The organism is Arachnia propionica (assembly GCF_037055325.1).
GTDB lineage: Bacteria > Actinomycetota > Actinomycetes > Propionibacteriales > Propionibacteriaceae > Arachnia.
Genome location: NZ_CP146373.1, coordinates 743,573 through 756,620, shown reverse-complemented (window position 1 = coordinate 756,620; position 13,048 = coordinate 743,573). Strand labels below are relative to the sequence as shown.

At 60.3% G+C, this 13,048-nt stretch carries 14 protein-coding genes and 2 tRNA genes; 11 read left to right on the top strand and 5 right to left on the bottom strand.

The window, feature by feature from the left end:
* Positions 1-8: 8 nt before the first annotated feature.
* The 9 genes from V7R84_RS03525 to V7R84_RS03485 all read left to right on the top strand — a co-directional run bounded on the left by V7R84_RS03525 (position 9) and on the right by V7R84_RS03485 (position 8,283).
* Positions 9-2,012: a fumarate reductase/succinate dehydrogenase flavoprotein subunit gene (locus tag V7R84_RS03525; protein WP_338572096.1), complete on the top strand. Its 2,004-nt coding sequence runs from the start codon at positions 9-11 to the stop codon at positions 2,010-2,012.
* Positions 2,009-2,758: a succinate dehydrogenase/fumarate reductase iron-sulfur subunit gene (locus V7R84_RS03520; RefSeq protein ID WP_338572094.1), complete on the top strand. Its 750-nt coding sequence runs from the start codon at positions 2,009-2,011 to the stop codon at positions 2,756-2,758. The genes V7R84_RS03525 and V7R84_RS03520 overlap by 4 nt, the downstream gene beginning before the upstream one ends.
* 233 nt (positions 2,759-2,991) lie before the next feature.
* Positions 2,992-3,342: a 50S ribosomal protein L19 gene (gene rplS / locus V7R84_RS03515; RefSeq protein ID WP_338572092.1), complete on the top strand. Its 351-nt coding sequence runs from the start codon at positions 2,992-2,994 to the stop codon at positions 3,340-3,342.
* Positions 3,343-3,419: 77 nt separating this feature from the next.
* Positions 3,420-4,205, top strand: coding sequence for a signal peptidase I (gene lepB, locus V7R84_RS03510; protein ID WP_338572089.1), 786 nt, complete (start codon positions 3,420-3,422; stop codon positions 4,203-4,205).
* Entirely contained in the window at positions 4,199-4,813 is a 615-nt protein-coding gene (locus V7R84_RS03505; protein ID WP_338572087.1) for a ribonuclease HII, read from the top strand. The genes lepB and V7R84_RS03505 overlap by 7 nt, the downstream gene beginning before the upstream one ends.
* 6 nt (positions 4,814-4,819) lie before the next feature.
* Positions 4,820-5,131, top strand: coding sequence for a DUF2469 domain-containing protein (locus V7R84_RS03500; protein WP_130874315.1), 312 nt, complete (start codon positions 4,820-4,822; stop codon positions 5,129-5,131).
* A 136-nt stretch (positions 5,132-5,267) separates the two neighbouring features.
* A complete protein-coding gene (locus V7R84_RS03495; RefSeq protein ID WP_338572084.1) occupies positions 5,268-5,642 on the top strand; it encodes a YraN family protein in 375 nt (124 codons plus the stop codon).
* Positions 5,639-7,174: a YifB family Mg chelatase-like AAA ATPase gene (locus V7R84_RS03490; RefSeq protein WP_338572082.1), complete on the top strand. Its 1,536-nt coding sequence runs from the start codon at positions 5,639-5,641 to the stop codon at positions 7,172-7,174. The genes V7R84_RS03495 and V7R84_RS03490 overlap by 4 nt, the downstream gene beginning before the upstream one ends.
* Positions 7,171-8,283, top strand: coding sequence for a DNA-processing protein DprA (locus V7R84_RS03485; RefSeq protein WP_338572080.1), 1,113 nt, complete (start codon positions 7,171-7,173; stop codon positions 8,281-8,283). The genes V7R84_RS03490 and V7R84_RS03485 overlap by 4 nt, the downstream gene beginning before the upstream one ends.
* Before the next feature lie 129 nt (positions 8,284-8,412).
* Here the strand turns inward: V7R84_RS03485 and V7R84_RS03480 are convergent, their stop codons facing one another.
* Positions 8,413-9,801, bottom strand: a complete 1,389-nt coding sequence (locus tag V7R84_RS03480) for a DUF4832 domain-containing protein (protein WP_338572077.1) — start codon at positions 9,799-9,801, stop codon at positions 8,413-8,415.
* Between the two features lie 158 nt (positions 9,802-9,959).
* On the opposite strand from V7R84_RS03480, the gene V7R84_RS03475 reads away from it, so the two are divergent.
* Positions 9,960-10,100, top strand: a complete 141-nt coding sequence (locus tag V7R84_RS03475) for a hypothetical protein (protein WP_338572074.1) — start codon at positions 9,960-9,962, stop codon at positions 10,098-10,100.
* 241 nt (positions 10,101-10,341) lie between these two features.
* Here V7R84_RS03475 and V7R84_RS03470 read toward each other — a convergent pair.
* From V7R84_RS03470 to V7R84_RS03455, 4 genes are all read right to left on the bottom strand, one after another.
* Positions 10,342-10,417 (bottom strand) — tRNA-Pro (locus V7R84_RS03470).
* Positions 10,418-10,482: 65 nt separating this feature from the next.
* Positions 10,483-10,860: a phage holin family protein gene (locus tag V7R84_RS03465; RefSeq protein WP_338572072.1), complete on the bottom strand. Its 378-nt coding sequence runs from the start codon at positions 10,858-10,860 to the stop codon at positions 10,483-10,485.
* 61 nt (positions 10,861-10,921) lie between these two features.
* Positions 10,922-11,221 (bottom strand): YciI family protein, encoded by a 300-nt coding sequence (locus tag V7R84_RS03460; RefSeq protein ID WP_338572069.1) that lies wholly within the window; start codon positions 11,219-11,221, stop codon positions 10,922-10,924.
* A 60-nt stretch (positions 11,222-11,281) separates the two neighbouring features.
* Positions 11,282-11,355 (bottom strand) — tRNA-Gly (locus tag V7R84_RS03455).
* A 268-nt stretch (positions 11,356-11,623) separates the two neighbouring features.
* Here V7R84_RS03455 and tig point away from each other — a divergent pair.
* Positions 11,624-13,045, top strand: a complete 1,422-nt coding sequence (tig, locus tag V7R84_RS03450; protein ID WP_338572066.1) for a trigger factor — start codon at positions 11,624-11,626, stop codon at positions 13,043-13,045.
* Positions 13,046-13,048 lie beyond the last annotated feature (3 nt).

The following is a 13,048-nucleotide window of genomic DNA, read 5'->3' as shown; positions in this document are numbered from 1 at the left end:
GCAGCACCATGACGACCACGAATTTCAACCCCGCTGATTACTGGGTAGACGGTGAGGACATCGTCGACACCAAGGCTCCCGCGGTGGAGATCGACAAGGTCTGGCAGACCCGCCAGTTCCAGGCCCGCCTCGTCAACCCGGCAAACCGGCGCAAGCTGAGTGTCATCATCGTCGGCACCGGTCTGGCCGGTGGCGCGGCCGCCGCGACTCTCGGTGAGGCCGGCTACAACGTCCTGAACTTCTGCTACCAGGACAGCCCCCGCCGGGCCCACTCCATCGCGGCCCAGGGTGGCATCAACGCGGCGAAGAACTACCGCAACGACAACGACTCCACCTACCGGTTGTTCTACGACACGGTCAAGGGTGGCGACTACCGTGCCCGTGAGACCAACGTCTACCGGTTGGCGGAGGTCAGTGCCAACATCATCGACCAGTGTGTCGCCCAGGGCGTTCCTTTTGCCCGCGAGTACGGCGGTCTTCTGGACACCCGTTCCTTCGGTGGCGTGCAGGTGCAGCGCACCTTCTACGCGCGCGGGCAGACAGGGCAGCAGCTGCTGATCGGTTGCTACCAGCAGCTGGAACGCCAGATCGAAGCGGGCACCGTCAAGATGTACTCGCGTCACGAGATGGTCGAGCTGATCGTCGTTGACGGGCGCGCTCGCGGCATCGTCACCCGCAACATGGTCAACGGCAAGATCGAAGCCTGGACCGCCGATGCTGTTGTCCTTGGGACCGGCGGTTACGGCAACGTGTTCTTCCTCTCGACCAATGCCATGGGCTGCAACGCCACCGCCGCTTGGCGTGCGCATCGCAAGGGCGCCTACTTCGGGAACCCCTGCTATACGCAGATTCACCCCACCTGCATCCCGGTTCACGGCGACACCCAGTCCAAGCTGACCTTGATGTCGGAGTCGCTGCGAAACGATGGCCGCATCTGGGTACCAAAGAAAGCTGCGGACTGCGCCAAAGATCCCCGCGAGATCCCCGAGGAGGATCGCGACTATTACCTGGAGCGGATCTACCCGGCGTTCGGCAACCTGGTGCCCCGTGACATCGCGTCGCGTCAGGCCAAGAACATGTGCGATGAGGGTCGCGGAGTTGGCCCGGCAGTGGCCGAGAAACAGGCGGACGGGACCACCAAGCAGGTGCGGCGAGGCGTCTACCTCGATTTCTCTGACGCCATCAATCGGTTGGGCAAGGACGGGGTCTCCAACAGGTACGGAAACCTCTTTGACATGTACCAGCAGATCACCGGTGAAAACCCCTACGAGGTGCCCATGCGCATCTACCCGGCGGTGCACTACACCATGGGTGGTGTCTGGGTGGACTACGACCTGCAGAGCACGATCTCGGGTCTCTACGTCACGGGTGAGGCCAACTTCTCCGATCACGGCGCGAACCGCCTCGGCGCCTCGGCCCTGATGCAAGGGCTCGCCGACGGGTACTTCGTTCTTCCCAACACGATCAACGATTACCTGGCCGACGGCCCCTTCGAGAAGATCTCAGACAATCACCCGGCGGTGGTGGAAGCAGTGCAAACCGCCACGGCACGTTTCTACAAGCTGCTGAGCATCCAAGGCACCCGTTCCGTGGATTCCTTCCACAAAGAACTGGGCCAGATCATGTGGGAGTACTGCGGTATGAACCGCACGGAGGAGGGACTGATCAAGGCCATCGGTCTCATCCGAGAACTCCGTGAGGAGTACTGGCGTAATGTGCGCGTCACTGGTGTGAACGAGGACTTCAACCAAGCCCTCGAACGTGCCGGGCGGGTCGCCGACTTTTTCGAGTTGGGCGAGTTGATGTGCATCGACGCCCTGCACCGACGCGAATCCTGCGGTGGTCACTTCCGGGCCGAATCCCAGACCGAAGAGGGCGAAGCGCTTCGTCACGACGACGAATTCCTCTACGTCGCGGCCTGGGAGTGGACCGGCGAGGGCAACAAGCCGATCCTCCACCGTGAACCCCTCGTCTACAAGGCAATCGAACTGAAGCAACGGAGTTACAAGTGAAACTCAAGCTGCGCATCTGGCGCCAGGCCGGCCCCAAAGCACGGGGTGCGATGGCCGAGTATGACATCGATGGCGTGTCCCCGGACATGTCTTTCCTGGAGATGCTCGACATGCTCAATGAGCAGCTCACGGACGCGAACCAAGAGCCCGTCGCCTTTGACCACGACTGTCGTGAGGGCATCTGCGGCATGTGCGGTCTCGTGATCAATGGCGTCGCCCATGGCGGTTCCGCCACCACCACCTGCCAGTTGCATATGCGGTCCTTCGCCGATGGTGCAACGATCGAGATCGAGCCGTGGCGGGCCGGGGCTTTCCCGGTTATCAAGGACCTCGCGGTGGATCGCACGGCGCTGGACCGGATCGTCCAGTCGGGTGGTTACATCTCCTCCAACACTGGCTCCGCCCCGGATGCCCACGCAACTGCCGCCCCGAAGCGGGAGTCCGACAGGGCATTTGACAACGCCACCTGCATTGGCTGTGGTGCTTGCGTCGCGGCCTGCCCGAACAGCTCCGCGATGCTGTTTACCTCGGCGAAGATCACCCACTTGGCGATGCTCCCGCAGGGACAGCCGGAACGCTACCGCCGCGTGAAGTCGATGGTTGCCCAGCACGACGAGGAAGGCTTCGGGAACTGCACCAACATTGGGGAGTGCTCCGCGGTCTGCCCGAAGGGTATTCCACTCGAATCCATCTCCCAGCTGAACCGTGACCTCATCAAGTCACTGTTCAAGGGTGACGGCAAGTAGGGGACTGAGCGTCTCTGCTTTATCGCGTCATAGCCACCCGCGCGGGGCGCCCAGAAACGGGCGCCCCGCGTCGGTTTTCCTGAATGCGCATCGTTTCATGCTTGTGTGGCATAATTATCAGCCGTTGCCCAACCGGGCAGCCAGCCCGAACCCGGCTCCTGCCACAGGGGGATAAGCCGGGGTGCGGCAGGAGAATCACGAACGCGGTGGCCTGTGGCACTGACGAGGACATCATGACCAATCCGTTGATCAAGGCCATTGACCAGGCAGCTCTACGATCTGACATCCCCAAATTCCGTCCCGGCGACTCTGTGCGTGTGCACGTGCGAGTCATCGAAGGTAGCAGGTCCCGTGTCCAGGTGTTCGCAGGCGTCGTGATCGCCCGCAATGCCGGCGGGGTGCAGGAAGCGTTCACGGTGCGGAAGGTGAGTTTCGGCGTGGGCGTTGAGCGTACCTTCCCACTTCACAGCCCCATCATCGAGAAGATCGAGGTGGAGCGCCGGGGTGATGTGCGTCGAGCCAAGCTGTACTACTTGCGTGGTTTGCGCGGCAAGGCTGCCAAGATCAAGGAAAAGCGCGCCTGAGGGCATGTGCTTGGCCCGTGCCTGTAGGGTGAAACCCGGCGGTGCGGGCCGCTTGTTTTCTCAGGAAGGCGATTGCGTTGGAAAGCACCGATGATTCCGGCACCGGAGTATCGCAGGAGAAGGAGCGCTCCTTCCCTCGGCGGTTTTTCAGCGGGGTGGGGGAGATTGCTCTCATTCTCGTTGGCGCGCTCCTGATTTCCACTCTGTTGCGGGGATTCGTCGCTCAGATGTTCAGCATTCCGAGCGGCAGCATGGAGAACACTCTGAAAGTTGGGGACAGGGTCCTGATCGCCAAGTTCGGAGGGTTCCAACGTGGCGACGTGGTGGTCTTCGAGGATCCTGCGCGCTGGCTCTCGGGCCCCCAGCCGGCACACACGCAGATGGAACAGGTTTTGGAGTTCATAGGGGTCCTGCCGAATCCCGGCGCTGGGTATCTCATAAAGCGTGCGATCGGTATGCCGGGGGATCGAGTGGCCTGCTGCACGGCGGAGGGGGCCGTGACAGTCAATGGAGTGGCCTTGGATGAATCTCAGTACCTGTACTCCGAGAACGGTGTACAAGTCGCCCCGTCGAACCTGCCTTTCGATGTCATCGTTCCTGCTGATCACATCTTCGTTATGGGCGATCACCGGAATGCCTCAGCGGATTCACGGTGCCACTTGCGCGACACGCGAGTCGGGGGAAAGGCAGGAGCGGCAGCTTTTGTTCCCATGAACAAGGTGGTGGGGGCAGCAGTTGCCATCGTGGCTCCTTTGGACAGATTGTCGACCTTCCGGGTGCCGGAGACCTTCGCGAGAGTTCCCAAACCCGAGAAAGAAGCACCAGCGGAAGCCACCATCATCGAAGCCCCGGCCGGGTGTTGAAGGACGTTCATCTTTATGAGAGCGTCCTGACGACCGCTGGGCTCGGCCCAGTCGCCGGGGTTGATGAGGCGGGACGTGGGGCGTGCGCCGGGCCGTTGGTGGCTGCTGCGGTGATCCTGAATCCTGCCCGTCCAGTCGAGGGTCTCGACGATTCCAAAGCCTTGACCCCGAAACGCAGGACGGAAATCTGCCGATCGATACTGGAAAGTGCCACTGCAGTGGCCTGGGCACGAGTTGAACCCGCCGATTGTGACGCTTTGGGGATGCATGAGGCCGATCTTCAAGGCCTACGCAGGGCCGTGGCGCGGTTGCAGATCAGGCCGGGGTTCGTTCTGACCGACGGGTTTCCGGTGAGCGGTCTGGGAACGCCGGGGCTGGGCATCTGGAAGGGAGATAAAGTTGCGGCCTGTATCAGCGCCGCTTCCATCGTTGCCAAGGTTCAACGTGATGCGATCATGGTCGGCTACGAGCAGGAATACCCTGGCTACGGCCTTGCTGTACACAAGGGGTACTGCACCGCAGCGCATAAGAAGGCCTTGAAGCTACTCGGTCCGAGTCCCGTTCACCGCCTCAGCTACTCCTGTGTACCTGATGCGGCTAAAGTGTGAGGCACCATGAGCACGGAAGATCTGGAACAGTACGAGAGCAAGCTGGAGCTTGACCTCTACCACGAATACAAGGACGTAGTCGGCATCTTCACGTATGCAGTAGAGACCGAACGACGGTTCTACCTATGTAACGCCGTTGACCTCAAGGTGCGCACCGAGGGCAGCGATGTCTACTACGAGGTCTCTATGGGAGATGCGTGGGTGTGGGACATGTACCGCCCTGCCCGGTTCGTGAAAAGTGCAAAGGTCCTAACGTTCCGGGACGTCTCGATCGAGGAGATCACCCACTCCGACTTTCCGGTTCCTAACCAAGGCTAGGTCCTGTTACGGCTGTCCTGCTGAGGCGTCACAGGTCAGCTAACACGATTTTCTGAAGGTCCGCGGGAGAAGCTTTCCTGTGGAAAACAGTTGCGGGCCTAGCCCTCTGCCCAGAGTGGTTGCAGGAGGTGATCTTGTGGTTGTTCGTGGGAAGCTCCAGGCGATCGGACGGATTGGAGAAGAACACGCCGTCGAACATGTGATCGGTCTCGGGTGGCAGGTGCTTGATCGCAACTGGCGGTGCAACGAGGGTGAGCTCGACATCATCGCTCATGATCCGGATGCCGGGGCGTTGGTGTTCATCGAGGTGAAGTGCCGTTCGGGGCTCGGGTTCGGTGATCCACTTGAAGCAGTCACATGGCGCAAACGCAGAAAGCTTCGACAACTCTGTCTGCTGTGGTTGGCCGAGCACAGGATCCGGGTGGATTGCCTGCGCATCGATGCCATCGGGGTACTGCTGCGCACCGGAGAGAAACCAGCGGTCAATCACGTCCGGGGGATAGAGGAATGAGTACCGCGTCAGCTTGGTCCGTGGCGCTCAACGGGATTGAAGGAGCGATGGTGGAGGTCGAGGTTGCTGAAGGAGGTGGCCTCCCTCGCACTGTGCTCGTCGGCTTGCCGGATGCGGCGCTCTCGCAGGCAAAGGAACGGGTTCGAGCAGCAGTGACAGGGGCTGAGCTGCCGTGGCCCAATGGTTTGGTCACCATCAATCTTTCTCCGGCGAACCTGCCGAAAACAGGGACCCACTACGACCTGGCCATAGCGACAGCTGCTTTGGCTGCTATCGATAAGGTGCCGAAGGAAGCTGCTCGGAACCATGTTTGCCTGGGGGAGCTGGGGCTGGATGGAAGGTTGCGTCGCGTTCCCGGAATTCTACCGGCGCTACTTGCTGCGGTCAGGAGCGGCTTTGATAAAGCGATCGTTCCAGCAAGTCAGGAAGCTGAGGCGTCTTTGGTGCCTGGGGTCACGGTGTGGGCCATCGGGCATTTGAAGGATCTCGTCGCAGTGCTTAACGGAGAACCGCCGCTGGGCGGGTGGGAGCCTCCGGGTGATGAAGATGTGGCCTCCAGGCAGAGACCTCCCTTGGATTTCCGGGAGGTACGCGGGCATCTCGAAGGTCGGTGGGTCATGGAGGTGGCAGCGGCAGGGCGACATCATGTGTTTCTCCACGGTGCGCCAGGCGTGGGGAAAACCATGCTTGCGTCCCGATTGACCAGCATCCTGCCTCCTCTCGACGGCGAGGAAGCGGTTGAAGTCTCAGCTCTGCACTCGCTTGCTGGAATGGATCTCAGTGGAGGGCTGCTGATTGATCCACCCTATGCTGATCCTCATCATTCATCCTCCCCGGCTTCGATAATTGGTGGGGGAGTGCGGCTCGTGCGGCCCGGATCGATTTCTTTGGCCCATCGTGGTGTGTTGTTCCTTGATGAAGCGCCCGAGTTCGGGACGCGTGTCCTCGATGCGCTACGCACTCCGCTGGAATCTGGCTGGATCAGCATAGGCAGAGCAGCAATCCAAGTGCGATATCCGGCACGATTTCAGCTGGTGTTGGCGGCGAATCCCTGTCCCTGCGGTTTCCATGGGGTCACGGGCCGCGAATGCCGCTGCTCTCCCATGGCGGTGCGGAGGTACCAGGAGCGATTGTCGGGACCGATCATGGACCGCATTGATATTCGGCATCACATGTTGCCCCAGTCGCGTTCATTCTTGGGTGACTCACTGGAACAACCTGAATCCAGTGCCGAGATTGCAACACGTGTTCTCGTGGCTCGGGAAAGGCAGGCTCGACGGCTTCAAAGTACGCCGTGGCGCACCAATGGTGAGGTGGCAGGGCCGTGGCTTCACTCGCATCTGCCTCTGCCAGGGGATCTGTCCCCCTTGGAGAAGGCGTTGAACCGTGGCCTGTTGAGCGCCCGTGGCGTAGACAAGGTGCTGCGGCTGGCATGGACTGTGGCGGATCTTGCTGGGGAGGACCGGATCTCTGCGGCTTCCCTACGAGTCGCCATGCAGCTGAGGCAGGGCATGTTCCACGAGGCGGCATGATGGATGTCCGGGAACGTAGGGCCCGCATGGCTTTGTGCGCACTGCAGGTGGCAGCTGATCCGAGGCTCACGCAACTCGTTGAGAGCTACGGAGCCCTGGACGTGTGGGAAACCATTCAACGACAGGGAGAATCCACTTCCTTGGGGCGTCGCGCGCGGGGTGTCGATCCTGGGAAGTTGGAGGCGGCGACGATCCGGTGCGGCGCTAGTTTTCTGGTTCCCGGGGACGAACTTTGGCCGGCCAGCCTCACAGATCTTGGGATGTGCCAGCTGGGAGACCAGGGAGGTCGACCATTGGGGTTATGGGTTGCCGGAGACCCCGCGGTGCTGGCAATGCCGCGAGCAGTCGCGGTTGTCGGGGCGCGATCGGCCACCAGCTACGGCCTACACGTGGCGGGAGAACTCGCATCCGATCTCGGCACATCAGGGTGGCTTGTGATCTCTGGGCTTGCCTTCGGGATCGACAGCGCAGCTCATCGTGGCGCACTCGAAGCAGGTAGTTCGACCCTTGCAGTGATGGCGACAGGAATCGATAAAACCTATCCTGCCAGTCATCACGGGTTGCGGAAGCAGATCGAGAGCAATGGTGCAGTCATCACGGAAATGGCTCCAGGCGCCCACCCTTTGAGAGCCAGTTTCCTGGCGCGCAACCGTTTGATCGCGGCGCTTGGGAGTGGCACCGTGATGGTGGAGGCGGGAGCCCGCTCCGGGGCCCGGAACACCATCTCTTGGGCGGCGGAACTAGGCCGCGTGACCATGGCTGTACCCGGGCCAGTTACGTCTTCGCTGTCTTTTACTCCGCATCATCTGATTCGGGATGCGGTGGCCACACTCGTCACGTCAGCGGCTGATGTGACGGCCCTGTTGTCACCTCTGAGAGCTCAGGAGGAGCTTCCGTTGCTGGGCGAGGACCGGCCAATCGATTCTCTCCCTGTCCCGCTCAGATCGGTCAGGGAAGCAATCCCGGTGGGTGGGACGTCAGGGATTGCCGAGCTGACGGTCGCTACTGGGATGACAACGCCCGAGGTGATTGCTGCGGCTGCTGAGCTCACTGAAATGGGATGGCTCGAGAGCACCGGTCAGGGATGGCGGTTGCCCCGGAGGGGATGACTAGCTGCATGGAAAAGGACTGTGCTCCGTGGAGCTGCCCACGGAGCACAGTCCCGAAAGGCTGTGCTTCAGAACCGGTCCCCGGAAACCCGCGGATCAGGATTCTTTGGCTGCAGCCGTTCACCTTGCCTACTCTGATACAGATCCCAGGGTCAGGTATCCAGGGAATGTGGTGTCTTGTTCTGTATTTGCGAACTTTAGGGGGGCGCCGCCTTCCATAGGGTTTGGGATGCGGAGAGCTGCCATGCCGTTGTTTCCTTCGAGAGTGGCTGTTACTTCCGTGGTTTGGCCGGGAAGGAGTGAGGGAAGGTTGGCGTCGGTTTGGGTTGAGGTCACTGTTTTCGTGGATTCAGGGGTGGATTCTTGGGGGTTGATGAGGGAGAATTCTAGTGGCCAGTTGTAGTAGAACGGGGCGACGCCTCGGTTGGTGAGGCGGATGCTGACTTGGGTTTTTCCGTCTGTGACGATGGTGCGGGTTTGTGTGACTGCGAGGTCGTAGCCTAGTGCGGCGTGGGCTTTTGTGGCTTTCTCGAGTGCTGCTCCGCTGTAGCCTTCTGAGAATGCTTTGTGGTTCACGAGCCATGTGGCGTGAGTCTGTGTGGTGGCCTCCTTGAAGTCTTCGGAATGGTTGCAGTCTGTTGGCTCGTTGAACACGCAGCGTTGGATCTGTGGATAAACCTCGCCCCCGATTGCTTCGGTCTGCCAACGTTCGGTCAAATTGTATGTCTTCATCCGGGCCATGAAATGCCAGTCGATAGTGGGCAGCGTTGATTCTGCGAAGGAATCGTCGTGGAAGCCGATCTTGATGTTCTCTAGGCCTGGCCCGGGGCTTCTGTTCAGGAGTTTTGTGGTGTTGAAAGCTGCGTCCCAGGCCTGGTAGTAGGAGAGCTCCACCTCGCGGGTGGGCATCCACTGTGCGCTATTGGGATTGTCTGTGTGTGAGTTCCCATCCATCGGGTACGTATGCTGCTCGCCCCAGAAGCCGATGAGGCCGGTGGTGATGTAGCCGATCCGAGGGTCTCCGTCATAGTTCTTGCCGAATTCGGCTACGAAGTCTTTGATCAGGGATTGGACTCTAGGATCGTTGTAGTCGGGGGAGAAGCTGGTTCCATTGTTGTCGTAGAAATTGTATTTTCGTGACTGGTCTATGCCGTTGGGCCCCAAGAGGTAATCGGGAACTCCGGTGGGTTTGGTTGGGTAGTCGAGATAGAAGCGGAGTGCGGCTTGATGACCACGGCTCTTGATGGAGGAGAGCTGTTGCTCGAACTCTGTCCAGTCGTAGTTGCGTTCTCCCTTCACCACAGCATTGAGCGGCATGTAGAACCACTCCATGGTGTGCGGGAAGGAGGGTGCGTTGTTGTCGAGATTTTCGTTGAATGGTGCGAAGCCCTTCAGTGGGTTGTCCGTGCGGGCTTCGGTGGTTGCCAGCGTCTGCCAACCGGTATCGGCGCGCGCCTGACCCGTACCGCAGGCGAGCCCGAGAGACAGGGCGGCGGTGACCGCTGCTGTCGCTGCCACCTTCCACTTGGATGTGTGAGTCATGATGCTCCTTGAAGTTGTTTCCCCTCGAATTTCTGTTGCCCCCACCCCGACCGCAAGGCTGCTGCTCCATCGCGGCCAAGTGCAAGTACATCATGGTGAGGGTGCATCGTGTCCGCATCGTAGGACGTGGCCTCATGAATTTTGTGGCAACGAATGTCAAAGGAGTGCTCTTGGCGGTGCCGCTGATGCTCTCGTGGTTGTGCGATGTCGTAGGAGTGGGAGCTTTCCTGGCTCCGCTGTTCTTGAACTGCTCCGAGGTCGATGAAAGGCACTGATGCGCAGCGGCAAGTTACCCAGGCCTGGAAAACATACGCCGGTCCATCATCAGCAGGTCGAAGAGAACACACACTGGCATGGATCAGCGGAAGCGGTAGGGAAGGTGACAAGCTAAGCCGGTGCCCACGGCGACTACCGAGACGTTCACCGGAACAGGGAACTTTCTCCATGGCCCGATCGCATCGGCGAAAACGCCCCCGGAGCGGAACTCCGAGGGCGTGTGTTCGAACAAGATGAGTGTGGTCGGGACGACAGGACTCGAACCTGCGATCTCCTGCTCCCAAAGCAGGCGCGCTAGCCACTACGCTACGTCCCGAAGGTATCCCGCGGGGGACTTGGGAAGTTTACTGTACGTTCGTACCGGTTGCCCAACGGGTGACATCAATTTCTTTCAGAACCGAGGATGCTGCCCAGCAGGGAGGTCACGACACTTATGACGATGCTTCCCCACAGTGCTGGCCAGAACCCGTCGATGAAGAAGCCGATGCCGAGTTGTTGGGCTGCCCAAGCGGTCAGTGACAGCATGGCGGCGTTGATCACCAGTAGGAAGAGACCGAAGGTGAGTACCACGAGACAGAAGGACAATACCTGGGTGAACGGCTTGATGACGGCGTTCACCACCCCCATGATCGCAGCCACCCCGAGTAGGGTCAGGACGTACTGCTGATCGGTTGCGGCGACCACGCGGATTCCTGGGATGAGCCAGACAGCAGCTGCTGTTGCGATTGCCCCCACAACGAGTCTCAGAAGGGTTCTCATGCCTCCACGGTACCTGCTGAGCCGTGATGATCGGGCCCCTGGATGCGTGAGAGAGTGGCAGCTACGGCGTCTCCCGGTACGGAGACAGGCAATCGGCGGTCATTGAAGGAAGGAACTCGGTGATCGAGTACTTAGCGGCATCGTTGATGGTGAACGGGTCCGTTTTGATGGTCTCCTCCATTTCTTTTCGAGTGCCTGTTGCAAGGATGACGCCCCCGTTCCGGGGTTCCTTGCGCCCGCTTGCTAGGAAACGACCGGTGGAGTAGTTCTTGGCGAGATACTCCTTGTGTGCCTGAAGGTTGGCCTCGACGGGAGCGAGTCCGCGATGGTAGGTCAGTTCCAAGATGAAAAGACGTGCCATGGAATTAGACGGTAGCACTGAGCCGTTCGGCTCGGCGAGGTGGAGAATCTCATGGGGTCCTGGAGCGGATGACGGGAATCGAACCCGCGTAGCCAGTTTGGAAGACTGGGGCTCTACCATTGAGCTACATCCGCGAAGCGTCCGAGAGTCTAGCAGCTTCCTGGGCGGATCCCCAGTTGAGATGATCACGTCCCGGCGTTGAACGACGAAGGACACTCTGGTTCCTGGGCTGCGAAGAAGAGCTCGATACAACTGCGAAGGAGGCTCGGTGCAAGGGTGAGACGGCAAGTGTCACCTGCGGAGGAGCGCCTCGTGATCCGGTAGGTGTGCAGGTTGCGGTTGGTTGGCTCGGACGCCCTTGGTTAAACTTGCGGCGACCATTTCAAGTTCAGGAGTCGATTCGTGCCCAGCACCGTAGAGAAGCTGAGCCCCACGAGGGTCAAGCTAACCGTAGAGATCCCTTTCGTTGACCTCAAGCCCCATCTGGACAAGGCGTACAAGGAGATCGCAGAGCAGGTCAACATCCCAGGCTTCCGCAAGGGTAAAGTGCCGGCCGTTGTCATCGACCAGCGTTTCGGTCGGGGGGTAGTCCTTCAGGAGGCCATCAACGGAGCCATCCAGCCCGCGTACGAGACTGCTTTGGCAGAGGCCAAAGCGGTGCCTCTTGCTCAGCCGGAGATCGAGATCACCAAGCTGGAGGATGGCGAGCTCGTCGAGTTCACCGCGGAGGTCGACATCCGACCCGACTTCGATCTTCCGGACTTCGCTGCGATCGAAACCACTGTGGATGCTCTGCCGCCGCTGGACGACGAGGTGGAGGAGCGCATCTTGTTGCTCCGTAAACGGTTCGCCACCACGACAGAACTCGACCGTGAGTCCAAGGAGGGTGATGTCCTCACCATCGATCTGACCGCATCCCAGAACGGGGAGGAGCTGCCGGAGGCTTCCGCCAGCGGGGTTACTCTCACCGTGGGTGAGGACTCCGGGATGCTTGAAGGACTCGACAAGGCTGTCCGTGGCCTCAAGAAGGGTGAATCGAAGACCTTTACATCTACTCTGATCGGTGGCCCCTTCCGCGGTCAGGAGGCAGACATCACGGTGACCGTCACGCAGGTGGCCGAGGAGGAACTTCCTGCGTTGGATGATGAGTTCGCCCAGACGCTTTCCGAGTTCGACACCGTCGAGGAGATGCGCGAGGACCTGGCCAAGGCGGTCTTGGCGCAAGTCAAAGCCGAACAGATCGCTGAGGCGCGGGACAAGATCCTGGAAGCGGCTCTCGAGCAGGTCGACTTCGAGGTTCCGGTTGCTGTGCTGGCTCGTGAGCTCGAAGCCCGCCGCAATCAGATTTCCGATCAGTTGGCGCGGGCCGGGTTGACCGTCGAAACCTACCTGGAACAGGCCGACGACGAGGAAGCAGAGGATGCTGACGCCTTCTGGAAGCAGGTGGATGAGCGCTCCACCCAGGCATTGCGCGCTCAGCTGCTTCTCGACAAGTATGTTGACGACAACGAGATTCCCGTCTCTCAGCAGGAATTCACCGAACTGATTCTTCGCAAGGCCACTGAGCAGCGCACCACGCCACAAGAAGTGATCAATCACATGATGGAGCACAACCACATGTTCGAGTGGCAGCAGGAGATTCGGCGTGGAAAGGCGCTCGCTGCTATCTGCGAGGCAGCGAAAGTGACTGATTCCGAGGGAGAACTTGTCGAGATGGCCCCGTCGGTTCCGGAAGCCGGGGACGCGGAGGGTTCTGAAGCCGAGGAGACCGAAGCTGAGAAGCCCGAGGCTGAGGAAGTCCCGGAGACCGAAGAAACGGAGTGATCC